Below are 22,504 nucleotides of genomic sequence, written 5' to 3' on the forward strand. Positions count from 1 at the left end.
GGCAGGTGTCTACTGGTGTGATGAGAGCGATCTGGAAGGGTGCGCTGACCTTCGGGTTGGTGAACGTGCCGGTGAAGGTGTACTCGGCCACCGAAGACCACGACGTCCCGCTGCACCAGGTCCACGCCGCCGACGGGGGACGGATCCGGTATCAGCGGATCTGCGAGCTGGACGGCGAGGTCGTGCCGTACGCGGAGATCGACCGCGCCTTCGACGACGGCGAGCGCACGGTGGTCCTGACCAAGGACGACTTCGCCTCTCTGCCCTCCGAGCGCAGCCGGGAGATCGACGTCGTCGAGTTCGTCCCGACCGAGCAGATCGATCTGCTCACCCTGGACCGCGCCTACTATCTCGAACCCGACTCGGCTTCGCCCAAGGCCTATGTGCTGCTGCGTCGCACCCTCGAAGCGACCGACCGTACCGCGATCGTCCGCTTCTCCCTTCGCCAGAAGACCCGCCTGGCGGCTCTGCGCGTGCGGGGTGATGTCCTCGTGCTGCAGACGCTCCTCTGGGCCGACGAGGTGCGGGAAGCAGCGTTCCCCTCGCTGGACGAGGAGGTCCGGATCTCCGCGAAGGAGCTCGAGCTCTCCGCGTCCCTGGTCGAGAGCTTCTCCGGCGACTTCGATCCCTCGGAGTTCGCCGACGAATACCAGCAGGAGCTGCGTGCCCTCATCGATGCGAAGCTCGCCGATGGCGACGCTGTCGACACCGCGGCGACGTTCGGGGAGCCCGACGAGGACGAGGGCGGGGGAGAGGTCATCGATCTGCTGGCCGCCCTCCGCGCGAGCGTGGAGCGCTCGCGCGCCTCCCGGTCCGCGGAGGAGACGCGCCCCGATGCGACGACGGAGAAGCGGAAGAAGAAGGCCTGATCGGCGCGGCGGATCAGTCGCGTCGGTCGTTCCGCAGCTCCGGGTCGCCGTGCTCGAGCACCTGCGGGTCGAGCGTCAGCGCCTGGGCTTCTTCGGCGCCGATCGCGGCGCGCCCCTCCGCGGCATCCGTGCGAGCTTTGCGCCGCTCGGCGAAATAGTGCCACACCACGAAGATGATGGTGCCGGCCACGGCCGCGAGCAGGATGACGTCGATGTACTCGGCGACGAAGTCGCCGACGAAAGGGATGAAGCCGATCGCGTAGCCGATCATCGTGAGGCCGAAACCCCAGATGACGGCGCCGATGAAGTTGTACAGCGTGTAACGGCGCCAGGGCATGTGGCCGACGCCGGCGGCGACCGGTGCGAAGGTGCGCACGATGGGCACGAACCGGGCGAGGATGATCGTGAGCCCGCCGTAGCGCTCGAAGAACGCGTTCGTCCGCTCCACGTTGCGTCTGCTGAAGACGCCCGACTCCTTCCGCTCGAACACCGCGGGTCCGCCCTTGTGACCGATGAGGTAACCGACTTCACCTCCGAGGAACGCCGACAGGCCGATGAGGAGCGCGACGACCCAGGCACTGACGCCGAACACGCCGTTCGGCGCGACGTCGCTCGGATGGGAGAGCAGCCCGCCATGATCAGGAGGGTGTCGGCGGGGAGCAGGAAGCCGACGAGCAGCCCGGTCTCGGCGAACACGATGAAGCACACCACCAGGAGAGCCCACGGACCCGCGGCCGCGATGATCGCGGCCGGATCCAACCACGGGATGAGAGCGATCTGGTGCACGGCGGTCCTGTCGGTCGTAGCCTTCGACGGTGGCGTGGAGACACGCCACGACGTGCGGAAGGTGGGACTTGAACCCACACGCCCGAAGGCACAGGAACCTAAATCCTGCGTGTCTGCCGATTTCACCACTCCCGCGAGGTGCGCTCATTCTACTGAGCGCACGGGTCGTGTGTGATCAGCGGCGGATGCCGAACAGGAAGTACGCAGCCGGGCCGATCCAGTTCACGAGGATGATCGGGACCCAGGCGGGCTTGGGTCCGCGGACGTCGTCCTCGTCCCTGTGGCTGAGATCCCAGAAGGCCAGGAACGCGAATGCGACCTGGACGACCCCTATCGCTCCGAACGCGACGCGGGCTATCGGGGAGAGGTCTGTCTTCGTGGCGGTCATGGTCGTCCCTTCGTCCGTCGCCATCCTCTCTCGTGGGGATGTCTCTACGGAAGGGGTACCCGGCACCTCGACTGTGGATAACTTTCGGCGCCTCGCGCGCCCTCTTGCGAGGATGACGGCGTGTTCCGAGCCGCCCCTGCCACCGTCGTCGCCGCCGCTGCGCCCTCGGCGACGATCGTGCCGACCGGTGTTCTGGAGCGCACCCAGCACCGCCTCCGGACAGAAGCGACTGACCGCCTTCCGGCGGAGGAGGCGGCACGGGTCGCCCGCGAGGAGATCCGCCGGCACAACGACATCGCCGCGGCCCGCGGCCTCACCGTCGTCGAGGACGAGCAAGGATGCGAGCGGGAGATCCTCGCGCGCGTTCTCGGGTACGGACCTCTGCAGCCCTACCTCGACGATCCGACGGTCGAGGAGCTGTGGATCAACGCGCCGGACCGTGTCTTCGTCGCGAGGAACGGCACATCGGAGCGCCTGCCGCTGACACTGACGGACGGAATGGTGCGCGACCTCGTCGAGCGGATGCTCCATTCCTCCGGGCGCCGGGTGGACCTCAGTCAGCCGTTCGTCGACGCGTCGCTTCCGGACGGCAGCCGGCTGCATGTCGTCATCCCCGACATCACCCGCCGTCACTGGTCGGTCAACATCCGCAAGTTCCTGCCCCGATACGGCAACCTCGCCGCTCTCGTGGAGTCGGGCTCGCTGACCCGCGGCGCGGCGCGATACCTCCGTGACGCGGTCCGGGCGGGACGGAGCATCCTCGTGTCCGGCGCGACGCACGCGGGCAAGACGACCATGCTCGGCGCACTCATCGACGCGTCCACACCCGGAGCCCGGGTGGTCACCGTGGAGGAGACGTTCGAGCTCGCGGTGGCGGTCGACGACGCGGTCGCGCTGCAGGGGCGACAGCCCAGCCTCGAAGGGACCGGTGAGGTCACGCTCCGGCGTCTCATCAAGGAAGCCCTGCGGATGCGTCCCGATCGCCTCGTCGTCGGGGAGGTCCGCGATGCGGAAGCGCTCGATCTGGTCCTGGCGCTGAACACCGGCGTTCCCGGGGCGGCGACGATCCACGCGAACTCGGCCCACGAGGCATTGGACAAGCTCTGCGCGCTGCCGCTCCTCGCGGGTCGGAACATCGACGCCGAGTTCCTGGTGCCGGCGGTCGCACGCGGCGTGCACCTGGTGGTCCACTGCCGCCGAGACGAGTCGGGGAATCGGTTCGTGCAGGAGATCCTCGAGGTGACCGGGGCCGTCGTCGACGGATCGGTCGCCGCCCACTCCGTCTATCGTGCGGGTGCCGCATGACGATCGTGTGGGGTGCGCTTCTGGCGGCGGGAGTGCTGCTCGTCGTGGCGCCGTGGCTCTGGCCGCGTCGCGACGGCGCACCGGCGGCGACCTCACGCGGGAGGGCGTCGGCGATCGATCGGCTCATCGCCGAAGCCGGTGTCTCGTCGCTGACCCCCGCCCGGCTCGCCGCGCTCTGCGGACTGGCGGCGTGCGTGGCGGGAGCCGTCTTCTGGCTCGTCACCGCGGTCGCCGTCGTCGCCCTCGTGGGCGCTGTGGCCGCGGCGCTCGCTCCGATCGCGTGGCTCCGCGCACGCCGGTTGCGGCGGCGGAAGGAGCGCCGGGGACTGTGGCCTGACGTCTGCGACCTCCTCATCGCCTCGGTGCGAGCCGGCATGTCGCTGCCGGACGCGGTCGGCAGTCTCTCGGCATCCGTGCCGGCACCGCTGCGCCCCGCGTTCGAGGGCTTCGCGCGGGATCTGGCCGCGAGCGGCCACTTCTCATCGGCGCTGACGCGCCTGAAGGGAACACTCGCGGATCCGGTCGCGGATCGCATCATCGAGACGCTGCGGATGGCGCGCGAGGTCGGGGGAACCGATCTGCCCACGGTGCTCCGTGCCCTTGCAGCGTCCGTCCGCGCCGACGCCGCGCTGCGCGCCGAGGTCGAAGCGCGCCAGTCATGGATCCGTGGGGCTGCTGTCCTCGGCGTCAGTGCGCCCTGGGTGATCCTCATCCTGCTCTCCTTGCGGCCGGAGGGCGCGGAGGCATACGGGTCGGCGGCCGGAGCCGCGTTGGTCCTCGTCGGAGCGATCGTGTCGGCGGCGGCCTTCTGGATCATGGTGCGCATCGGGCGGCTTCCGGAGCCGAGGAGGTGGTTCGCGTGACGACGGCGTTGGACGCGGGCGCCGTTTCGATCGCATGGGGCGTCGCGCTCGGAGTGGGAGTGCTGCTCATCGTGTCGCGCGCCCCTCGGTGGGGAGCGGCGAGCCTCCACCGTCGGATCGCCCCGTACCTTCGCGACCTCGCCGACCCCCTCGGGATCGAGCCGGTCGCCATGCCCGGTCGGGCGGATGCCGGGGGGAGTCGCGCTCGACTCGGGACGCGCCTCGCGCGATCCATCGGCGGCGAGGCGGAGATCAGCGGCCGCCTGCGTCGAGCGGCCTGGGCGATCGATGCGGGCGGTTTCCGTCAGCGCCAGCTCCTCTGGGCACTGGCAGGTCTGTTCGTCGGCGGACTCGCCGCCGTCCTCCTGACCGTGACGCAACGCGGCGGGGCTCTGGTCGGCGCCGTGCCGCTGCTCGCGGCGTTCGCCGCCGCCGTGGCCTACGACTCCACCCTCACCCGTGCTGCATCCGCGCGGCGTGCGCGGATGCAGGAGGAACTCCCGACCGTTCTGGAGTTCCTCGCGCTGTGCCTGGCCGCCGGAGAAGGGATGCTCGACGCCGTGCGGCGGGTGAGTGCCGTGGGGTCCGGCGAGCTGGCGGTCGAGCTGCGTCGCGTGGTCCTCGCCGTCGACACGGGCGAGCCCCTTCCGGATGCACTCGCCGCCCTCTCGACGCGGTTCGACCTCCCCGCCCTGACACGAGCGGTGGATCAGCTGGTCGCCGCCCTCGGCCGTGGAGCCCCGCTCGCCCAGGTCCTCCACGCCCACGCATCGGATGCCCGGGAGGAAGCGAAGCGGGCCCTCATCGAAGGTGCGGGCCGCAAGGAGATCACCATGCTGATCCCGCTGGTGTTCGCAATCCTGCCGCTGAGCGTCCTCTTCGCCGTCTTCCCCGGCATCCTCATGCTTCGAATCGGACTCGGCTGACGCCGATGAAAGGAGAAACGATGGACACGCCATCGCAGAACACCCCGCTCGCGGGCCCACCGGCGGACCAGGACATCCCGTCGCTTCTGGAGGATGAGATCGGGGACGTACCCGGCTGGGTCCTCATCACCTTGATGACCGCCGGACTCGTGGTCCTGATCTGGGCGCTGGCGGGGCCGGCCCTCGCCGGGCTCTTCGAGTCGGCGATCGCCCGCGTCTCCGGGTTGTGACATGGCGCGCGGCGCGCGTCCTCGAATCGCCGACGGGTCCGACCGCTCGGGCGGCGACGACACCGGGTCCGCTCCGGTGGAGTTCGTCCTCGTCGGATTGATCCTCACCGCGCTCACCCTGGGCGTGCTGCAGCTCGGCCTCGCGGTGTACGTGCGCAACGTCGTCCACGACGCGGCGGTCGAGGGTGCGTTCCATGCGGCGCTCGCCGACACCGAGATGCGCGAGGGGGTCGAGCGTACGCGCCAGGTCATCACTCGTGCGATCGGGACCGCGTACGCGCAGGACATCGCCGTCACGGAGAGCGTCGTGTCCGGTGCCCCGACGGTCACGATGCGCGTGCGGGCACCCCTGCCGGTCCTCGGCCTGTGGGGTGTTCCCGGAGCATGGGAGGTGAGCGCGAATGCCCCGGCCGAGTCTTTCGACTGAACGTCCCCGCGATCCGAAGGCCGAGACGCGGGCGGATGCGGAGCGCGGGTCCGCTTCGTTGGAGTTCATCGTCGTCGGGCTCGTGCTGCTCGTCCCCATCGTCTACCTCATCGTCGCCCTCGGGGCACTGCAGTCCGCAGCACTCGGGGCCGAGGCGGGGGCGCGCCACGTCGCGCGCGCGATCGCGACGGCCGCCGGTCCGGGTGAGGCGCAGGAACGCGCGGACGACATCCTCGCGACGGTGAACCGCGAGTATCGGCTGGACCCGGCGGGGACAGCGGTGGCGATCAGTTGCCGGCCCGCCACCGTGACGTGCCCTGCAGCGGGCTCGACCGTGGTGGTCCGGATCGACACGCGGGTCGCGCTCCCCTTCATGCCGGCGATCTGGGGTCTGGACCGGGTGACCGCGATACCCGTCGAGGCGATGTCCGCGCAGAAGGTCTCGCGGTTCTGGGGGGAGCCGTGAGACGGCCCGCCGGAGCCGCCACGGGCGACGACGAACGCGGCAGTGTGCTCCTGCTCACGCTCGGCTACGGCCTGCTGGCGATCGCGCTGGTGCTGGTGTGCGTCGAGGCGACGGGGCTCTCCCTCGCCCAGAAGCGGGTGGATGCCGCCGCCGACGGCGCCGCGCTCGCCGCGGCCGACGCGTTCGTCCTGGAGGTCCGGGACGGGAGGCCGGTCGCCCTCCTGACGACGGCGGCGGTGCGGCGGGAGGCGGTGATGTTCGTGGAGACGCTCGGCACCGACACCGCCGTGGTGGACGCGGGCACCCCGGACGGCGTGTCGGCGAGAGTCACGGTCCGGGCGTCGTGGCGACCCCTCGTCGGCGCGCTTTTCGTGCCGGACGGGCTCGTGCTGGAGTCCACCGCGACCAGCCGCACCGCTCTGCGATGAACCGATGGCGGCCGAGGCGGTATCCGATCACCACCCGTGGGCGTTGAACCACTCCGCCACACGCGCACGCTCGCGCACGCCGTCGCCGCCCGTCTCGTGGTCGATCACCGCGCCGTCGACGAGCGGGAGGAAACGGAGGCATCGAGGGCAGAGCGCCCGTCCGTGAGGCCAGCCGTCGAGGAGCGGTACCGCCGCTTCCGCCGGTGCGCCGGAACCCGGACATCGCGCCGGATCGGCTTGGACCCCGCTCCAGAGGGTCGTGCGGTGCCGGTGCAGACCGGGGTGGCCCTCGGGGCGGGTGCACCGGCGTCCGTACAGTCGACTGCGGCAGAACACGGTGGGCGTCATCGCCGCGTCCGCGGTACCCAGCGGAGGAAGGCAGCGGCGCCGAGGAGACCGACGAGGCCCATCGCCCCGGTGGCGATCGCCAGGCTGCTCATGGACGCGATCGCGGACACGGCCAGCGGTGCGGCGGCACCGCCCGCGTCGGTGAGCGTCCGCCACGATCCGAGGAACGGGGCCGGATCGTCCTTCGGGGCGGCATCCGCGCCGAGGGTGAGAAGGATGCCGCTCGACAACCCGTTGCCGACCCCGAGCACGGCGGCGAACATCGCGAACCACATCGACTGCTGATCGCTGCCGCTCGTGAATGCCAGGGCCAGGAACCCGGCGCTCATGAGCACCATCGCGGGGAGCGCCGCCCACAGGCGACCGAATCGATCCATCACCTGGCCGCTCGCATAGAAGAGGGCGAAGTCGATGGCGCCGGAGATTCCGACGACCAGGGCGATCGTCTGAGCGTCGAGTCCGATCCAGACGCCCCACAGCGGGAGCACGACCTGGCGGGCGGATCGCACGGCCGACAGGGATGCAGCGGCCAGGCCCAGGCGCCCGAGGACGCTGCGGTGGCGCCACATGGTCCGGAAGACCCCGGCCCTCTCCACGACGGGGATCGACCCCGAGACGGGCTCTCCGCTGTCGTCGGCGACGTCGGGCTGCCAGGCGCAGGCGCGTGCCGGGTCGGGTCGCAGGGTGAACCGCGCCTCCGGGTCGGGACCGAAGACGACGAGGATCACCGTGGCGACGAGACAGACGGCGAAGAACCAGATCGCCGACGCGTCCGTGCCCGACAGTGCCAGGAGCGCGGCGGCGACGAAGGGCCCCACGAACATCCCGAAGCGGAAGCTCCCACCGAGCAGTGACAACGCGCGGGCGCGGAACGCCGAAGGAACCCGCGTGGTCATGAACGAATGCCGGGCGAGACCGAATGCCGCCGCGCAGATCCCGACCACGAGCACGGCGAGGGCGACGAGCCCCAGAGAGGGGGCGAGTGCGAGAACAGCCACGCCGCCCAGAGCGATCACGCCCGCGACGGCCATGGTGGCGCGCTCGCCGAAGCGCGCGACAGCCCATCCCGCGGGCAGGTTGCCGCACAGCTGCCCGACGACCAGGGCCGAGGCCACGAGCGCGGCGGTCGGGATATCCGCGCCCAGACGCGACGCGATCACCGGAATCAGGGGCAGGACCGCGCCCTCCCCGAGCGCGAACAGGACCGTCGGGGCATAGACCATCGGCCCGAAGCCCCAGAGGACCTCGCGAGCGCGGAGGGAATCGGGGCCATCGGTCACGGGCATCCACGTTACGCTGGACTGTCATGCTCGAACTCGACCTCTCCGACGACATCCAGGCGCTGCGCTCCACCTTCGGCGACATCCGCGCCGTGGTCGACGTCGACGCACTCACCGCCGAGATCGCGCGCCTCAGCGACGCGGCCGGAGCACCCGACCTCTGGGACGACGTGGACGCCGCGCAGAAGGTCACCAGCGCGCTCAGCCACCGTCAGGCGGAACTCAAGCGCATCACCGAGATCGAGAGGCGTCTCGACGATCTCGACGTGCTGATCGAGCTCGCCAACGAGATGGAGGACGAGGACTCCGCCGAGGAGGCGCGGCGCGAGCTCGCCGAGCTCGAGGACCTCATCGGCCAGCTGGAGGTCCAGACCCTCCTCGACGGCGAATACGACGCACGATCGGCGGTCGTGACGATCCGCTCCGGCGCCGGCGGCGACGACGCCACGGACTTCGCCGAGATGCTCATGCGCATGTACCTGCGGTGGGCCGAGCGTCACAAGTACCCGGTGAAGGTCATGGACACGTCCTACGCCGAGGGGGCCGGGATCAAGTCGGCCACGTTCGAGATCGACGCTCCCTACGCCTACGGGACTCTTTCCGTCGAAGCCGGGACCCATCGCCTCGCCCGCATCAGCCCGTTCGGTGGTGCCGACAAGCGGCAGACGAGCTTCGCGGCCGTCGAGGTCATCCCGGTCATGGAGGAGGCGCAGGAGGTGGAGGTTCCCGAGGGTGACATCCGTGTCGACGTCTTCCGTTCCTCCGGCCCGGGTGGGCAGTCCGTCAACACGACGGACTCCGCCGTGCGCATCACCCACCTTCCGACCGGCATCGTAGTGTCCATGCAGAACGAGAAGTCGCAGATCCAGAACCGGGCGGCCGCCATGCGGGTGCTTCAGACGCGCCTCATGCTGCTCCAGCGCGAAGAGGAAGCGGCCAAGAAGAAGGAGCTCGCCGGAACGATGACGGCGAGCTGGGGCGACCAGATGCGCTCCTACTTCCTCTACGGTCAGCAGCTGGTGAAAGACCTCCGCACGGGGCACGAGGTGGGAAACCCCGCCGTGGTCCTCGACGGCGATCTGGACGGTTTCATCTCGGCCGGCATCCGCTGGCGCAAGCGCAAGACCGACGACTGACCCGGACGACGAAACCCGGGCACGCCCGTGTCGTGCGAGGGCGATCAGGTCGGCGCGCTTAGGCTCATCAGGTCATGATCCGGTTCGAGAACGTCACCAAGCGCTATCGCGGAACCGCGAGGCCCGCCCTGGAGAAAGTCGACTTCGAAGTCCTCCGCGGGGAGTTCGTCTTCCTCGTCGGAGCTTCCGGTTCGGGGAAGTCCTCGTGTCTGCGGCTGATCCTCCGTGAAGACATCCCGAGCGAAGGGCGCGTCGTCGTCCTGGGGCGTGATCTTCGCACCCTGCCGCATCGGAAGGTCCCGTATTTCCGTCGCCATGTGGGGGCGGTGTTCCAGGATTTCCGGCTTCTGCCGACCAAGACCGTCTTTCAGAACGTCGCCTTCACCCTCCAGGTGATCGGTTCATCGCGCGCGTTCATCCAGCAAGCCGTCCCGGAAGTGCTCGCCCTCGTCGGTCTCGCGGGCAAAGAGAAGCGATTCCCCCACGAGCTCTCCGGGGGTGAGCAGCAGCGCGTGGCCATCGCGCGGGCGTTGGTGAACCGACCTCAGGTGCTCCTCGCCGACGAGCCGACAGGCAACCTGGACCCCGGAACCTCCGTAGACATCATGCAGCTCCTCGCCCGCATCAACGACGGCGGGACGACCGTGGTCATGGCCACGCACGAAGCGGGTTTCGTCGATCAGATGCAGCGACGGGTCATCGAGCTCCGCGACGGCGTGATGGTGCGCGACGAACGACACGGTGGATACGGCGACACATCGGGGTTGCCGAGCCTCGCCCCGCAGCCCGAACGCGGGGCCGCAGCGGTCGCGGCGCTGACGGCGGTCCTGGAACTGCATCGCGAGATCGTCGAGACCGGAACGGTGGAACCCGAAGCGGTGGATGCCGCCGTGACGGCGGCGAGTGTCGCGGCCGATCCGGCGCGCGAGGCGGAAGCCCACGATGCGCTCGAGGTGGCGCGGGAGGCCGCGGCGGCATCGCTTGCCGAGGCCGGAGTCGCGCCCGTCGCCGACTCCGCGGACGCATCGCCCGCGCCGCGCACCAATCCGATCCCGGTCGCCGACATCGCGGAGGTGGATGTCGCTGAACTCGGCGTCGCCGATCGCCTCGGACTCGGCGGAGACCGCGGTCACGAAGAAGTGGGGCCGACCTCGTGAGGGGGGGACTGGTCCTCGCCGAGGCTGTCAACGGACTCCGTCGGAATGCATCGATGGTGATCTCCATCGTGTTGGTGACGTTCGTCTCGCTCACTTTCGTCGGAGCGGCCATCCTGATGCAGATGCAGATCGGTCAGATGCGTGCGTTCTGGGTGGATCGGGCGCAGGTCGCGGTGTACATGTGCACCGCGGTGCAGACGCCGACGTGCACGGACGGCGTCGCCACCCAGGAGCAGCTGGACGCGGTCGAGGCGCAGCTGGAGGGTCCGGCGCTGGCGCCTCTCATCCGCGAAGTGCGATTCGAGACGCGGGAGGAGGCGTACGACAACGTCATCGCCCTCGTCGGGGAGGACTACGCGAGCGTCATCACCGCGGACCAGCTGAACGAGACTTTCTGGATCAACCTCGTCGACCAGGACGAATCGGACGTCATCAGTGAGGCTTTCACCGGGATGGCGGGCGTCGAAGAGGTGCAGGATCAGCTCCAGTACCTCGACCCGCTGTTCTCGGCCCTGACAGTCGCGACCTATATCGCCGTCGGAATCGCCGTCCTGATGCTGATCGCCGCGGTGCTGCTGATCTCCACCACGATCCGGCTCTCCGCGTACGCGCGTCGGCGGGAGCTGGGCATCATGCGGCTCGTGGGCGCCTCGAACCGTTTCATACAGACACCCTTCATCCTCGAAGGGGTGTTCGCCGCGCTCATCGGATCCGTCCTGGCCAGCGCCGCCGTCCTCGCCGGCGTGCACTTCGGCGTCGAAGAGTACCTCCGGGGTCGCGTCGAGTTCGTCACGACGTGGGTCGGTATGGGAGAGGCGTGGCTCGTCGTGCCCGTGCTGGTGGCGATCGGGGTCGTCCTCGCGGCCGTCTCCGCCGGCTTCGCGATCCGACGCTGGCTGCGTGCCTGACGGGCTTCGGCGACGTGCCGATCCCTGCCGGACTTTCGGGTAGGGTGAAAGGCTGTCGTCCGGCACGAAAGCCGCCCGAACGTCGACGGAGCGGATCGATCGAGGAGAGTCACCATGCCCAGGGAACGCGGGGAGAAGGTCATCGCGACCAATCGTCGCGCGCGCCACGAGTACGCGATCGAGAAGACGTACGAGGCAGGGCTCGTACTCACCGGGACCGAGGTGAAGTCGTTGCGCCAGGGGCGTGCCAACCTCTCGGACGGCTACGCGTACATCGACGGCGGGCAGGCGTATCTCGATGCCGTGCACATCCCCGAGTACTCGCAAGGGCATTGGACGAACCATTCGTCGAAACGCACCCGCAAGCTTCTCCTGCACAAGGAGGAGATCGTGAAGCTCTCGCACGCGATCAGCGCCGGGGGCTACACGCTCGTCCCCCTGAAGCTGTACTTCCTGGACGGTCGGGCCAAGGTCGAGATCGCCGTGGCGAAGGGAAAGAAGGACTGGGACAAGCGCCAGACCCTTCGCGAGCGTCAGGACAAGCGTGAGGCCGAACGCGCGATGCGCACGAAGAACCGGCTGGGCGACTGACCCGCCCGCCGCCACGGTCAGTGTGCGCGGAAGCGCGCCTCGATCGCGGCCGTGATGACGAGTTCCTCCGGACGTAGCTGCACCGAGGGTGCGTTTGCGTCGCGGAAGGCAGCCGCGGCCATCAGCGGCGCGGAACGGCGTTCCGTCCGATCGCCCGATTCGCCGAGCAACCCGACGTCGGCGATGTGTTCGGCCTCGACGGCGAAGAGTCCCAGGGCTCCCGCGTAGGCGCGGGCGCGGGCGACGGCCACCCCGACGGCGGTCGTCGCCGCTTCCTCTTCGAGCCGCACGCGGGTCTCCGCTCCCAGAAGCCACTGGATACCGACGAGGTGTACGCCGTCGACGTCCGCCACCTCCGTGACCCATCCGGACAGCGCGTCGGAGTCCGCGAAGGCCGCGGTGACGTCGACGGTCGCGTGATGGACCGGATCCAGACGTGCCCCCTCCGGGTGCCACGGCCGCTCGGACCACACGGATGCGCGGTCGGATGCCCAACGCAGCACCGTCCCCGACGCCAGCCGCCGGTCGAGATCGGCACGGAGAGGATCCGTCAGCGCGGCGTTGCGGGCGACGACCTCGGAACGCACGGCACCCTCCGTTCGCACGGAGAGGTGCACGACCGCTTCTTCGGGCGCGACGCGCACTTCGTGTTCGCCGCGGACGCTGATGATGACCTCGCTCATGACCCGAGGGTACGCCGAAGGATTCGGCGGGTGCGGGAGCCTCCCGGAAAAAATCTCATTCACGTGCATCCGAATTGGGGGTTCGCGGAGAAACACTCATCAACGGGCGGCCAGGCGCCGCCCCCGATCAAGGAGGACCATCGTGCGAAAGACCATCGCTCTCGGTGTCGCAGCGGGAGCCGTCGCGGCCCTCGGGCTCGTCGCCCCCGCCTACGCGGACTCGGCCGAATCGGCTCAGCTCTCTGTGCTGCACGGCATCCCGGACACCCCCGTCGACGTGTACGTCGACGGTGAACTCACCCTCGACGACTTCCAGCCCGGCGACCTCGCCGGCCCGCTGGAGCTCCCGGCCGCGACTTACTCGGTCGCGATCACCGCTCCGGACGCGGCGGACGACAGCGAGCCGATCCTCGGGCCGGTCGACCTGACGCTCGATGCCGGTGTCAACTACACCGCCGTCGCGCACCTGACCGCCGACGGGACTCCGACGGTGACGCCCTACGTCAACGACACCTCTCAGACCGCCGCGGGTGAAGGCCGACTCACGGTTCGTCACGACGCCGCGGCCCCCGCCGTCGACATCCTCGCGGGTGGTTCGCCGGTGATCGAGAACCTCTCCAACCCCGACGAGGCGACTCTGAACCTCGCCGCGGGCACCGTCTCGGCATCGGTTGCCGCGACCGGCACCACCGACCCCGTGATCGGCCCGGCCGACGTCGAGATCCAGGAAGGCGTCCTGACCATCGTCTACGCCTGGGGCAGCCTCGAGGACGAGAACCTCGCTCTCGCCGTCCAGACGATCGAGGGTCTGCACTCGGGCCCCGAGGGCGTGAACTCTGGTACCGCGGGCCTGCTCGCGCAGCAGGACCAGCAGCGTCAGACCATGTTCCTCATCGGTGGACTGCTGATCGCCGCCGTCGCCGCCGGTTCCGTCGTCGTCGTCGCCCGCGCGCGCGCCGGCCGCTGAATCGAGTGATGAGCATGAGGGGGATCGTCGCGACGCTGGCCGCCGCGGCGGTCTCCCTCGTTTTGGCGGGGTGCGGTTCCGCCCCCACGGATGCCGCATCCACTCCGCCTGCACCGGCACCGTCGGCGACGGCGGCCCCCACCCCCGTCGCCGACGTGCCGATCGCGGCGGCCACCCCCGAGCCGGTACGTCAGCCCGTGCCGCCCGTGCGGGTGGCCGTCGCGGCCATCGGCGTCGACATCCCGGTCGTCCCCGTCGGAGTGGAAGAGGGCGGTTTCATGGAGATCCCCGACGACCCCGCCGTCGGCGGGTGGTATCGGTTCGGCGCCGATCCCTCCAGCCCCGACGGCAACACCGTCATCAGCGCTCACGTCGACTTCCCCGGATACCCCATCGGGCCTTTCAGCCGCCTCCGTGATCTTCCTGCGGGGGAGCAGGTCGAGGTGACGGATGATGCGGGCACCGTCCATCGCTATGTCATCGAGAGTGTGACGTACTACCCCAAGGCGGAGCTCCCCGTCAACAACTTGTTCGCGCGGTCGGGAACCGATTCGCTTGTCCTCATCACCTGCGGTGGTCCGTTCGATCAGGCGACGGGCCGCTACGCGGATAATGTGGTCGCCGTGGCCACGCCCGTGGAATGACGCCGGTGCCATGAGCAGCGCAGTGTTGAGGGAAGGCACCCCCGTGGATGAGATCGAGGAGCAGGAACTGCACGAGCGGTTCCGCCAGGGCGACGAGCGTGCGCTCGAAGCCATCTATCGCAGGTGGTCGGCGATAGTGTTCACCCTCGCCCTCCGGTCCCTCGGGGACCGAGGCGACGCAGAGGACGTGACGCAGAAGACGTTCGTGTCCGCATGGACGTCGCGTGCGTCGTACGACCCGTCGAAGGCCAAGATCTCCACCTGGCTGGTCGCGATCGCCAAGCGCCGCATCGCGGACATGCACGAAGCGAGGGCCAGGGTCCGCGCCCTCCAGGAGCAGTTGCAGAGGACGGCGCATCCGGACGACATGGTAGGTCACGAGGTCGATCTCGGAGATTCGCTCCTCCTCGCCGATGAATTGCAGCGGCTCGAGCCCGACGCGCAACGTGTGGTGCGTCTTGCCTTCTACGATGATCTGACGCACGACCAGATCGCCTCCCGCCTCGACATGCCATTGGGAACCGTGAAAAGCCATATCCGCAGGAGCCTGACGCGACTGCGACGACGACTGGAGGTGGGTCATGTCGCATCTTGATCCTGACCGGTTCGCCGCCGTCGCGTTCGGTGAGGCTCCGTCAGCCGACGAGCAGGTCCATCTCGCCGCGTGCGACGAGTGTGCGCTCGAACTGGCTGAGCTAGAGCACACGATCACCATCGGCCGTTCCACGATGAATCTCGGCGAGCTCGAGTCCCCGCCGGACCGTGTTTGGGGGAACATCCTCGACGAGGTGCGCAGATCAGAGTCCGCCCCGGTGGCCACCATGACTGCGCGCGAGGCGGGGGATGAGGCGGGGTCTCCCCGGAACCCCGCTCCCGCTGCGCGTCCGCGGCGGCGGGGCTACCGCCTGCTCTTCGCTCTGGCTGCCAGCACGGCCGTCGTCCTCGCCGTCGTCGGCGTGTGGTCGCTCGTGCGTCCCGCGCAGGTGGTCGAGTTGGCGTCCGCGACTCTGAACGCGTTCCCGGAGCATCCGGGGGCGGCCGGATCGGCGGTGGTCGTGGAGTCCGCAGACGGTGACACTCGCGTCCGCGTCGAGTTGGACGCGTCGGTTCCGGATGACGGATACCGCGAGGTCTGGCTCATCACCGCGGACGCATCTGCTCTGGTGAGCCTCGGCGTCCTCGACGGGCGCGAAGGGGAGTTCGCCGTTCCCGCTGGTATCGACATCGATGAGTACGTCCTCGTCGACATCTCCCAAGAAGAGGACGACGAGGACCCGGGCCACTCGGGCGATTCCATCGTGCGGGGCGAGCTCGAGTTCGCGTGAACGTGAGCCGCAGCGTGGGTCCGGGTGCGCACCTCCCACGCGAAGGTGTATCCTGATGTGCTCGGGTGTTTCGCCCGGGGATAATTCCACAGGGTGACAGCGGTTCCTTGCCGAACGGCGCTCGGGGATGATCGGTTTCGACATCGCTCGTGACGCTGCGGGAAGCGGGCCGAGGATGCAGGGTTATCTCGTCAACGCTCCCTGCGAAAACAATAACTGCCGAAAAGAAGCAGTCCGACTTCGCCCTCGCTGCCTAAGCAGCGAGCTCGAGTCCGTCAGTCCGTGAGTGATCCCGTCACGGGTACTGGCGTCATTTAGGGATCTTGCTGCGTGATGGCGTCTGGATGTCACGCGGGACTCTTTCCAGACTGGGCCCGTCGACTTGTGTGTCTGTGCTGAAGGTCGGGGCCGAGCAGAACGTCTTCACAGACTGCGCCCGGAGAAGACGCAGTTCAAAAGCGATGGACGGGGGTTCGATTCCCCCCATCTCCACGACCGCTGTCACAACGGTGAAGGCCCGGTTTCCGCGATACCACGCGGAAACCGGGCCTTCATCGTCTCCGTAAGACACGGTCTGGCGCCGCTGTCGAGGCGGTTGGATCCGTCATGAGTTCCACAGGATCCTCGACTCGCGCCGGGCCGCATCCCACCGTCGCACGCCGACGATCGACCCGTCGTAAGCAGGCGCGAGACGGGCGGTCGCCCCCGGGATCTGCGAGAGGATGAGGCGGCGCGCGAGGGTGACATGCGGCGTCCATGCGCCCGGGGCGGTGTGCGGCAGATCCCCGCCCGGTCCGCAGATCGCGTGAAGCCTCCGGTGCAGCGCATCGAGCTCGGGCGTCAGGCGGATCGGTCGAACGAGGACTCCGCGACGGGCCTCATCCGAGTGCGAGAACACGATGGGCGCGAGCAGCCGAATCTCCAGCGGCAGGATGCTGACGATCGGCGTCAGATCCGGGACAGGGAGATCCGCCCGCACGACGGCGGTGATGTGGGGACGGTTCGCCGCGGCGGTGGATGCCGCGAGGGACGAGTGGCCGCCCGCTCGCAGCCGTTCCCAGTCGTCGCGGATGGACGCCTCGGACGCCGCGTCGAGGAGGAGCTCCAGGCTCACGACGGGCGGAGGAGCAGGTCGGCCGGGGGAGGGCTCCGGCGTCACGCCCACAGCGACTCGATCGGGACAGCGCCCCCGAGCACACGCTCCGCCGCCCGGTGCCCGGAGCACAGCGCGGCGGTGACCGTCGCAGGGTCATCCGTCCAGGTCGCCTCGCCGGCGAGGTGCAGCACGTCGCCCACGGGCGTGGCGAGGTCGTCGTGGTCCGCGGTGGTCGACCCCACCCGCATATAGGCGTACGAGCCGCGTGCGAAAGGATCCGCCCACCACCGGGTGACCCGCACATGGATCGGGTCGACATAGCCGCCCGGGTACAGGCGTCGGAGCGGTCCCGCTGCCGCTTCGCCGACCTCCCTGTCGGAGAGATCGCGGATGCCGACCCCGGCCGGTCCCGCCGCGAAGGTGAGGAGCGTCGGCTCACCGTGGAGGTCGGTGAGGTCGTACCACGAGTGCCACCACTGCGCGGCGGGACCCTGAGCGCGGAGAGCATAGACGTCCGCATCCCAGAACCGGACAGGGAACCGGAGGAAGACCTTCTCGAACGCGTTCATCCTCAAACGTGAAAGTGCTCCGGCGACGGGGTCGGGGAGCGCGGGTGAGATCGTCAGGTCGCCAGAGGCGAGGACGCCGACCGGGACGGTCACCACCGCCGAGCGCGCGTGCCAGGCGCTGGCATCCGTCACGGCGGTGACGCCGTCGCCGTTCCAATGCACCTCGCGGACGACCTCCTCGAGCCGCACGTCGACTCCGTCGGCCAGCCGTTGCGCGAGCACGTCGTAGCCCCCGGGAAAGACCACCTCGTCGCCCTCGATGGCGTCGTCATCGAGCCCGTGCGCGGCGAGGTCGTCGATCCGGGCGCCGTACTGCTCCTCGCTCCGGTGTTCGAAGTACTCCCGGACCCGCTGGGTCCTCTCCGCGTCCCACCCCTGAGCGGCGAGGGCCTGGTCGGTGACGTCGCGATAGGACGCGCGCGGCTCGGATCGGGCGATGATGCCGACGAGGTCCGCATCGATGCGGCGGATGTCGGCGATATGCCGCCGGGTCTCCTCGGCACTCAGACGCGCACCATCGGGGCCGAAGTAGGCGATCGGACGGCTGTCGGGCTGGTAGCCCCCGACCGTGAACTCCCGCATCGGCATGCCGAAGGCGGTCGCCGCCGCTGCGACGGGCGAGTCCGTGATCCCGTGGATCCACGACGCGCCGAGATCCGTCACCCATCCGTCGGTGCGATCGGTGTGGACCCGCCCACCGATCCGATCCCGCGCTTCGAGAACGACGGTGCGCCGGCCTTCGCCGCGGAGAAGTCGTGCGGCCGCCAGACCCGAGATTCCCGCGCCGACGATGATCGTGTCGAACCGATCCATGTCGCCTCCTGCCGCGCCGCCGTGGATCCGACCCTACCGTCGTCCTCCGCGCAGGGGCGGGAATACGAGGGACCCCGCACGCGCTGTGCCCCGCATGCGAGCACTCATGCACCACACCTTCGGAGAACCTGCCGACGTCCTGACCCTGGTGGAGCAGGAGACCGACGAGCCGGGCCCCGGAGAAGTCCGGGTCCGTACCGCGTTGGCGGCGATCCACAACCATGATCTGTGGACTGTCCGCGGCACCTACGGGTATCGGCCGGAACTTCCGGCCCGATCGGGGACGGAGGCGGTCGGGGTGATCGACGCCGTCGGTCCCGACGTCCAGGGGCTTCGCGTCGGCCAGCGGGTGTCCTCCGCCGGAGCGTTCGGCGTGTGGGCGGAGTCGTTCATCGCCCGTGCCGCAGCGCTCGTCCCCGTTCCGGACGAGGTGTCCGACGAGACCGCGGCGCAGTGGATCTCGATGCCGTTCAGCGCGCTCAGTCTCGTCAATTCCCTCGGCGCGGAGGAGGGCGATTGGATCGTCCAGAACGCCGCCAACGGCGCGGTCGGACGGCTGGTCGTCCCCTTCGCGGCGGCCCGCGGTATCCGTGTCCTCGGCCTCGTCCGCCGATCCGCCGCCGTCGATGAGCTGACTGCGGCCGGAATCGCAGATGTCGTCGCCACAGATTCCGCCGACTGGCAGCAACGGGCGGCCGAGATCATCGGCGGCGCGACGGCGCGGTCCGCAGTGGATTCGGTCGGCGGTCAGGCGGCGGAAGACCTGGTCTCGCTCCTGAGCGACGCGGGGACCCTCGTCGTCTTCGGGTCCATGGGTGAGCCGAATCTGTCCCTCCCCACCGGCGACATCATCTTCCGGCAGCTCACGGTGCGCGGTTTCTGGGGCAGCCGGGTCAGCAAGGACATGGACGCCGCCACGAGGACGCGTCTGATGGGCGAACTCGTCACCCGGATCTCCTCGGGTGAGGTGTCGCTGCCCGTGGAGGAGATCTTCCCCGCCGCGGAGATCGCCGACGCTGTCCGCGCCAACGCGCGGGCGGGCCGCGCGGGGAAGGTCCTGCTGCGGTTCTGACCCGAAGGTCAGGACACGCGCTGGGCGTGCAGCGCGCTCTGGCCCTGCCACCCGTTCAGTTCGAGGTAGAGGGTGTTTTCGACGCGGGAGACCGAGACGACGGTGCGTCGCTCGAGCGCCTCTGTCGCTCGGTCGATGAATCCGGGGTCGAAACTGTGCAGCGAGATCTCCTCGCTCCGATGGATGCGCTTGCCCGACCAGGGGGCGGCGACCTTGGCGGGATCCCGGTGGGTGTAGACCGCGACCCGCGGCGAACGCAGGGATCCGTCGTGCAGACGGGCCGCATCGGGGGCTCCCACTTCGACCCAGATCACGAGAGCCCCGGTCGCGTCCTTCGCGTACACCGCCGGCTCACCCGCAGCGGAGATCCCGTCGCTGAAGACGATGCCGTCGGTGTATTCGAGGCAGTAGGCCAGCAAGCGCGTGAGCATGAAGGCGCCCGTCTCGGAGGGATGTCGCGCGACGCGCAGCGCCAGGTCCTCATAGATCCCGCGATCGACGTCGGCCAGGGTGACCTGGAAGGAGTACATCGTCGCGCCGGCGGCCATGGAGATCGAGCATAGGCGATGCGCGACGCCTGTCGCGGCGGCTCAGGATGCCGGAGGGGGCCATTCGATGAGGACGAGTCCCTGCTTCGTGTCCGCAACGGTGACCCAGCCGTCCCCGAACAAATAGGTGATGCCGTAACCGTTCTCGTCCGGGGCGATGATCGTCTCGGGGTTCTCGGTGACGTAGACGCCTTCTGCCGCTTCCTCCCGGATCCAGCCCTGCCCCACCAGCTCGGTCTGCGCGGATCTGGTGGCCTGCTCGTCGATGGGCGACCAGCCGAAGATCTGCAGGTTGTCGCTGGCGGGTGCGTCGAAGTCCGCCCACATGCAACGGAGTCCGTCCTCGAGCTCTGTCGATCCGACGTAGAAGGGTTCCTCACGCGAGGTCCAGCCGATCCGCTCGAACTCGGTGACGATCGAAGTGGCGATGATGGTCTCGCAGGTGGGGTCGACCTCTGCGTCGGCTCCCGGTTCCACGGACTGCTCCGGTTCGGGCTCGGCGATCGCCGGAGCCGACGCGGACGGGGTCGGCTGTGCTGAGGGCTCCGGCTCCTGGGGCGCGCACGATGTCGCGGCCAGGGCGAGGGGAAGAGCGAGGAGCGCGGCGGTCCAGCGGACGCGAGGCGGGATCATGGGGGAGTCTCCGGCGGGGATTGTCGGAAGTGGTCAGGGTCTGTGGAGCAGGTCGAGGAACGACGCGTGGAGGATGCCGTTGGTGGCGAGGACGGAGCGGGCGGCGAGATCGTCCTCTCCGTCGAAGGAGGTCACCCGTCCACCGGCTTCCCGGATGATCGGGACGTGCGCGGCGATGTCGTACTCCTTGACGCCGAACTCGGCGACGAGTTCGAGGCGGCCCTCGGCCAGGAGCATGAAGGGCCATGCGTCGCCGTACCCTCGGTCACGCCACACCGCTCGCGTGAGGCGGTGGAGCTCCGCCTCCCTGCCGGCGTCGCGCCACTGGCCGATGCTCTGGAAGCTGACGCTCGACGTCGCGATGTCGTCCACGCTCGACACGCGCAGGGCGCGCTCTCGTCCGTCCGCGGAACGCGTCCACGCGCCGAGGCCCGTGGCGCCCCACCAGCGTCGCCCGAGCGCGGGCTGGCTCACCACGCCGACCCGGGGGACGCCGTCCACGGCGAGGGCGATGAGCGTCGCCCACATCGGGATGCCCTTCAGATAGTTCGCCGTCCCGTCGATGGGGTCGATGATCCATCGACGCTCGCTCGAGCCCGTCGTGCCGTACTCCTCGCCGAAGATCCCGTCACCGGGCCGCCCGGCTTCGATCCGCTCCCGCAGCGCGCGCTCGGTGGCGAGGTCGGCCTCCGTGACGTGGCTGCTGTCGGCTTTCGTGCTCACCTCGAGGTCGGGAGCGTCGAACCGCGTCATCGACACCGCGTCCGCGGCATCCGCCAGCGCAAGCGCGAACGCGAGATCGGCGGTCAGGTCCCCGGAGAACTCCGCGTCGAAGGAGGAGGGCGGGGGAGCAGACGTCACCGCTTCAGGATACCCGCGGACTCGGTGCTCGATTTCCGCGTGACGGGATCGTGATGCTAGTGTTGACCCTCGGTTCGAGACGTCGGTTTTCCGATCGGATCCACGCACCTCTAGCTCAATCGGCAGAGCAACTGACTCTTAATCAGTGGGTTCAGGGTTCAAGTCCCTGGGGGTGCACCACACACGGGAAGGGCACGAGGGCTTCGCTTCGGCGAGGCCCTCGTGTCGTCTCCGGGCGGGTACGGTTGCTTCGGTGAGCATCCACGACACTCGGACCCACCGTCATCGCACGGTCGAGGTCGCCGTTCCCGGCGGTACGCTCACCGTCGCGGTGTGGGATCCGGTAGACGACCTGGTCGATGCGCCCACGGCGTTGCTCGTCCACGGGATCACCGCGTCTCACCTCGCGTGGTCGTTCGTCGTCTCCCAGCTCCCGGGTGTCCGGCTCGTCGCACCGGACCTGCGCGGCCGCGGTCGGAGCGAGCACGTCGACGGACGCGCGGGGATGGCCGTGCACGCGGACGACCTCGCCCTCGTCCTGGATGCCTTGGACATCGACCGGGTGCCGGTGATTGCGCACTCGATGGGCGCCTTCGTCGCCGTCGTGCTCGCGCACCGGCACGCGGACCGGGTGTCGCGTCTCGTCCTCATCGACGGGGGGCTCCCGCTGGATCTGCCCCGGGACGCCGATCCGGACGCCCTCGTCTCCGGTCTCCTCGGGCCCACGGCGGCGCGCTTGTCGATGCGCTTCGCGGACGATGAGGAGTACCTGGCGTTCTGGCGCGGTCATCCCGCGTTCTGCGGTCACTGGTCGGAGGAACTCGAGCGCTACCTCCGATACGACCTCGTCGATGACGGTCACGGGGCTCTCCGCCCGGTGACGAGCTATCGCGTGATGATCGAGGACACGTTGGACAGCAACATGGGGGAGGCTGTGCCCGCCGCCCTCGCCGCCCTCCGCCACCCGACCACTCTGTTGACGGCCCCGCGCGGGTATCGGGACGAGCCCCCGGGCCTCTACGCCCCCGGGTACCTCAGTCGTCTTCTGGCGCACTACCCGGGGATCGCGCACACCGCGGTCCTCGGGGTCAACCACTACACGATCATCATGGCGCCCGCCGGCGCACGCGTGGTGGGATCGGTCGCCCAGGCGATCACGCGGATGTCCGAACGGTAGACCCCGCC

General features: G+C 69.4%; 27 protein-coding genes, 2 tRNA genes, 1 other RNA gene and 1 pseudogene. 20 read left to right on the forward strand and 11 right to left on the reverse strand.

Annotated elements, in window-relative coordinates; all coding sequences use genetic code 11:
- Window positions 1-20: 20 nt before the first annotated feature.
- Window positions 21-869, forward strand: coding sequence for a non-homologous end joining protein Ku (gene ku / locus LTL01_RS11280; protein WP_236968642.1), 849 nt, complete (start codon window positions 21-23; stop codon window positions 867-869).
- 13 nt (window positions 870-882) lie between these two features.
- Here the strand turns inward: ku and LTL01_RS11285 are convergent.
- From LTL01_RS11285 to LTL01_RS11295, 3 genes and pseudogenes are all read right to left on the reverse strand, one after another.
- Window positions 883-1,655, reverse strand: a pseudogene (locus LTL01_RS11285) (DedA family protein).
- A 53-nt stretch (window positions 1,656-1,708) separates the two neighbouring features.
- Window positions 1,709-1,790, reverse strand: a tRNA-Leu gene (locus LTL01_RS11290).
- 40 nt (window positions 1,791-1,830) lie between these two features.
- The gene (locus LTL01_RS11295) at window positions 1,831-2,043 is read right to left on the reverse strand and encodes a PLDc N-terminal domain-containing protein (protein ID WP_236968643.1); all 213 of its coding nucleotides are present in this window, start codon (window positions 2,041-2,043) and stop codon (window positions 1,831-1,833) included.
- 120 nt (window positions 2,044-2,163) lie between these two features.
- Here LTL01_RS11295 and LTL01_RS11300 point away from each other — a divergent pair, with 120 nt between their 5' ends.
- Genes LTL01_RS11300 through LTL01_RS11330 form a run of 7 tightly spaced genes read left to right on the forward strand, consistent with a single transcriptional unit; the run spans window position 2,164 to window position 6,688 of the window.
- Window positions 2,164-3,348, forward strand: a complete 1,185-nt coding sequence (locus LTL01_RS11300; RefSeq protein WP_372461343.1) for a TadA family conjugal transfer-associated ATPase — start codon at window positions 2,164-2,166, stop codon at window positions 3,346-3,348.
- A complete protein-coding gene (locus tag LTL01_RS11305; RefSeq protein WP_236968644.1) occupies window positions 3,345-4,211 on the forward strand; it encodes a type II secretion system F family protein in 867 nt (288 codons plus the stop codon). The genes LTL01_RS11300 and LTL01_RS11305 overlap by 4 nt, the downstream gene beginning before the upstream one ends.
- On the forward strand, window positions 4,208-5,137 hold the full coding sequence (locus LTL01_RS11310) for a type II secretion system F family protein (protein ID WP_236968645.1): 930 nt from the start codon (window positions 4,208-4,210) through the stop codon (window positions 5,135-5,137). Before LTL01_RS11305 ends, LTL01_RS11310 begins: the two co-directional genes overlap by 4 nt.
- A gap of 20 nt (window positions 5,138-5,157) precedes the next feature.
- The gene (locus tag LTL01_RS11315) at window positions 5,158-5,367 is read left to right on the forward strand and encodes a hypothetical protein (protein ID WP_236968646.1); all 210 of its coding nucleotides are present in this window, start codon (window positions 5,158-5,160) and stop codon (window positions 5,365-5,367) included.
- Window position 5,368: 1 nt separating this feature from the next.
- A complete protein-coding gene (locus tag LTL01_RS11320) occupies window positions 5,369-5,794 on the forward strand; it encodes a TadE family protein (protein WP_236968647.1) in 426 nt (141 codons plus the stop codon).
- Window positions 5,795-5,852: 58 nt separating this feature from the next.
- Complete coding sequence (locus LTL01_RS11325; RefSeq protein ID WP_236968648.1) at window positions 5,853-6,260, forward strand: TadE family protein; 408 nt, start codon at window positions 5,853-5,855, stop codon at window positions 6,258-6,260.
- Window positions 6,257-6,688, forward strand: a complete 432-nt coding sequence (locus LTL01_RS11330; RefSeq protein WP_236968649.1) for a hypothetical protein — start codon at window positions 6,257-6,259, stop codon at window positions 6,686-6,688. The genes LTL01_RS11325 and LTL01_RS11330 overlap by 4 nt, the downstream gene beginning before the upstream one ends.
- A gap of 27 nt (window positions 6,689-6,715) precedes the next feature.
- Here the strand turns inward: LTL01_RS11330 and LTL01_RS11335 are convergent, their stop codons facing one another.
- A complete protein-coding gene (locus tag LTL01_RS11335) occupies window positions 6,716-7,036 on the reverse strand; it encodes a hypothetical protein (RefSeq protein ID WP_236968650.1) in 321 nt (106 codons plus the stop codon).
- Window positions 7,033-8,322 (reverse strand): MFS transporter, encoded by a 1,290-nt coding sequence (locus LTL01_RS11340; protein ID WP_236968651.1) that lies wholly within the window; start codon window positions 8,320-8,322, stop codon window positions 7,033-7,035. The genes LTL01_RS11335 and LTL01_RS11340 overlap by 4 nt, the downstream gene beginning before the upstream one ends.
- Window positions 8,323-8,342: 20 nt before the next feature.
- On the opposite strand from LTL01_RS11340, the gene prfB reads away from it, so the two are divergent.
- From prfB to smpB, 4 genes are all read left to right on the forward strand, one after another.
- Complete coding sequence (gene prfB, locus LTL01_RS11345; RefSeq protein ID WP_053548393.1) at window positions 8,343-9,452, forward strand: peptide chain release factor 2; 1,110 nt, start codon at window positions 8,343-8,345, stop codon at window positions 9,450-9,452.
- Between the two features lie 74 nt (window positions 9,453-9,526).
- Window positions 9,527-10,609, forward strand: a complete 1,083-nt coding sequence (ftsE, locus tag LTL01_RS11350; RefSeq protein ID WP_236968652.1) for a cell division ATP-binding protein FtsE — start codon at window positions 9,527-9,529, stop codon at window positions 10,607-10,609.
- Window positions 10,606-11,517, forward strand: coding sequence for a permease-like cell division protein FtsX (gene ftsX / locus LTL01_RS11355; protein ID WP_236968653.1), 912 nt, complete (start codon window positions 10,606-10,608; stop codon window positions 11,515-11,517). Before ftsE ends, ftsX begins: the two co-directional genes overlap by 4 nt.
- A 114-nt stretch (window positions 11,518-11,631) precedes the next feature.
- Window positions 11,632-12,108: an SsrA-binding protein SmpB gene (gene smpB / locus LTL01_RS11360; RefSeq protein WP_053548390.1), complete on the forward strand. Its 477-nt coding sequence runs from the start codon at window positions 11,632-11,634 to the stop codon at window positions 12,106-12,108.
- A 17-nt stretch (window positions 12,109-12,125) separates the two neighbouring features.
- On the opposite strand, the gene LTL01_RS11365 is transcribed toward smpB, so the two are convergent.
- On the reverse strand, window positions 12,126-12,791 hold the full coding sequence (locus tag LTL01_RS11365; protein WP_236968654.1) for an SIMPL domain-containing protein: 666 nt from the start codon (window positions 12,789-12,791) through the stop codon (window positions 12,126-12,128).
- Between the two features lie 142 nt (window positions 12,792-12,933).
- On the opposite strand from LTL01_RS11365, the gene LTL01_RS11370 reads away from it, so the two are divergent.
- The 5 genes from LTL01_RS11370 (at window position 12,934) to ssrA (ending at window position 16,222) form a co-directional block, all read left to right on the forward strand.
- Entirely contained in the window at window positions 12,934-13,758 is an 825-nt protein-coding gene (locus LTL01_RS11370) for a DUF4397 domain-containing protein (protein WP_053548388.1), read from the forward strand.
- A 14-nt stretch (window positions 13,759-13,772) separates the two neighbouring features.
- On the forward strand, window positions 13,773-14,402 hold the full coding sequence (locus LTL01_RS11375; protein WP_231718016.1) for a class F sortase: 630 nt from the start codon (window positions 13,773-13,775) through the stop codon (window positions 14,400-14,402).
- Window positions 14,403-14,412: 10 nt separating this feature from the next.
- Window positions 14,413-14,997: an RNA polymerase sigma factor gene (locus tag LTL01_RS11380; RefSeq protein ID WP_272878028.1), complete on the forward strand. Its 585-nt coding sequence runs from the start codon at window positions 14,413-14,415 to the stop codon at window positions 14,995-14,997.
- A complete protein-coding gene (locus tag LTL01_RS11385) occupies window positions 14,984-15,727 on the forward strand; it encodes an anti-sigma factor (protein ID WP_236968656.1) in 744 nt (247 codons plus the stop codon). The genes LTL01_RS11380 and LTL01_RS11385 overlap by 14 nt, the downstream gene beginning before the upstream one ends.
- Before the next feature lie 123 nt (window positions 15,728-15,850).
- Window positions 15,851-16,222, forward strand: a transfer-messenger RNA (tmRNA) gene (gene ssrA / locus LTL01_RS11390).
- Between the two features lie 109 nt (window positions 16,223-16,331).
- Here ssrA and LTL01_RS11395 read toward each other — a convergent pair.
- Both LTL01_RS11395 and LTL01_RS11400 read right to left on the reverse strand, forming a co-directional pair.
- Window positions 16,332-16,841, reverse strand: coding sequence for a 2'-5' RNA ligase family protein (locus LTL01_RS11395; RefSeq protein WP_236968657.1), 510 nt, complete (start codon window positions 16,839-16,841; stop codon window positions 16,332-16,334).
- A gap of 41 nt (window positions 16,842-16,882) precedes the next feature.
- Window positions 16,883-18,205: a flavin monoamine oxidase family protein gene (locus tag LTL01_RS11400; protein ID WP_236968658.1), complete on the reverse strand. Its 1,323-nt coding sequence runs from the start codon at window positions 18,203-18,205 to the stop codon at window positions 16,883-16,885.
- A gap of 94 nt (window positions 18,206-18,299) precedes the next feature.
- On the opposite strand from LTL01_RS11400, the gene LTL01_RS11405 reads away from it, so the two are divergent.
- Complete coding sequence (locus LTL01_RS11405; protein ID WP_236968659.1) at window positions 18,300-19,277, forward strand: zinc-binding dehydrogenase; 978 nt, start codon at window positions 18,300-18,302, stop codon at window positions 19,275-19,277.
- A gap of 8 nt (window positions 19,278-19,285) precedes the next feature.
- Here LTL01_RS11405 and LTL01_RS11410 read toward each other — a convergent pair whose 3' ends face one another.
- From LTL01_RS11410 to LTL01_RS11420, 3 genes are read right to left on the reverse strand one after another with little or no spacing between them, the layout of a single operon-like run.
- Window positions 19,286-19,825 carry a YaeQ family protein gene (locus LTL01_RS11410; protein ID WP_236968660.1) on the reverse strand — a complete coding sequence of 180 codons (540 nt, stop codon included), beginning with the start codon at window positions 19,823-19,825 and terminating at the stop codon, window positions 19,286-19,288.
- Between the two features lie 42 nt (window positions 19,826-19,867).
- Window positions 19,868-20,458, reverse strand: coding sequence for a hypothetical protein (locus tag LTL01_RS11415; RefSeq protein WP_236968661.1), 591 nt, complete (start codon window positions 20,456-20,458; stop codon window positions 19,868-19,870).
- A gap of 33 nt (window positions 20,459-20,491) precedes the next feature.
- The gene (locus LTL01_RS11420; RefSeq protein ID WP_236968662.1) at window positions 20,492-21,319 is read right to left on the reverse strand and encodes an inositol monophosphatase family protein; all 828 of its coding nucleotides are present in this window, start codon (window positions 21,317-21,319) and stop codon (window positions 20,492-20,494) included.
- Window positions 21,320-21,423: 104 nt separating this feature from the next.
- Between LTL01_RS11420 and LTL01_RS11425 the strand changes: the two genes are divergently transcribed.
- Window positions 21,424-21,499, forward strand: a tRNA-Lys gene (locus tag LTL01_RS11425).
- A gap of 73 nt (window positions 21,500-21,572) precedes the next feature.
- On the forward strand, window positions 21,573-22,496 hold the full coding sequence (locus LTL01_RS11430) for an alpha/beta hydrolase (RefSeq protein ID WP_236968663.1): 924 nt from the start codon (window positions 21,573-21,575) through the stop codon (window positions 22,494-22,496).
- Window positions 22,497-22,504 lie beyond the last annotated feature (8 nt).

This window comes from Microbacterium aurantiacum, assembly GCF_021654035.1.
Classification (GTDB): Bacteria; Actinomycetota; Actinomycetes; order Actinomycetales; family Microbacteriaceae; genus Microbacterium; species Microbacterium aurantiacum.

Coding starts and splice junctions, on each gene's coding strand:
- smpB (WP_053548390.1), top strand. CDS start 11,632: ATGCCCAGGGAACGCGGGGAGAAGGTCATCGCGACCAATCGTCGCGCG.
- prfB (WP_053548393.1), top strand. CDS start 8,343: ATGCTCGAACTCGACCTCTCCGACGACATCCAGGCGCTGCGCTCCACC.
- ku (WP_236968642.1), top strand. CDS start 21: ATGAGAGCGATCTGGAAGGGTGCGCTGACCTTCGGGTTGGTGAACGTG.
- LTL01_RS11385 (WP_236968656.1), top strand. CDS start 14,984: ATGTCGCATCTTGATCCTGACCGGTTCGCCGCCGTCGCGTTCGGTGAG.
- LTL01_RS11335 (WP_236968650.1), bottom strand. CDS start 7,036: ATGACGCCCACCGTGTTCTGCCGCAGTCGACTGTACGGACGCCGGTGC.
- ftsE (WP_236968652.1), top strand. CDS start 9,527: ATGATCCGGTTCGAGAACGTCACCAAGCGCTATCGCGGAACCGCGAGG.
- LTL01_RS11415 (WP_236968661.1), bottom strand. CDS start 20,458: ATGATCCCGCCTCGCGTCCGCTGGACCGCCGCGCTCCTCGCTCTTCCC.
- LTL01_RS11340 (WP_236968651.1), bottom strand. CDS start 8,322: ATGCCCGTGACCGATGGCCCCGATTCCCTCCGCGCTCGCGAGGTCCTC.
- LTL01_RS11305 (WP_236968644.1), top strand. CDS start 3,345: ATGACGATCGTGTGGGGTGCGCTTCTGGCGGCGGGAGTGCTGCTCGTC.
- LTL01_RS11315 (WP_236968646.1), top strand. CDS start 5,158: ATGGACACGCCATCGCAGAACACCCCGCTCGCGGGCCCACCGGCGGAC.
- LTL01_RS11295 (WP_236968643.1), bottom strand. CDS start 2,043: ATGACCGCCACGAAGACAGACCTCTCCCCGATAGCCCGCGTCGCGTTC.
- LTL01_RS11380 (WP_272878028.1), top strand. CDS start 14,413: ATGAGCAGCGCAGTGTTGAGGGAAGGCACCCCCGTGGATGAGATCGAG.
- LTL01_RS11410 (WP_236968660.1), bottom strand. CDS start 19,825: ATGGCCGCCGGCGCGACGATGTACTCCTTCCAGGTCACCCTGGCCGAC.
- LTL01_RS11375 (WP_231718016.1), top strand. CDS start 13,773: ATGAGGGGGATCGTCGCGACGCTGGCCGCCGCGGCGGTCTCCCTCGTT.
- LTL01_RS11365 (WP_236968654.1), bottom strand. CDS start 12,791: ATGAGCGAGGTCATCATCAGCGTCCGCGGCGAACACGAAGTGCGCGTC.
- LTL01_RS11400 (WP_236968658.1), bottom strand. CDS start 18,205: ATGGATCGGTTCGACACGATCATCGTCGGCGCGGGAATCTCGGGTCTG.
- LTL01_RS11320 (WP_236968647.1), top strand. CDS start 5,369: ATGGCGCGCGGCGCGCGTCCTCGAATCGCCGACGGGTCCGACCGCTCG.
- LTL01_RS11405 (WP_236968659.1), top strand. CDS start 18,300: ATGCGAGCACTCATGCACCACACCTTCGGAGAACCTGCCGACGTCCTG.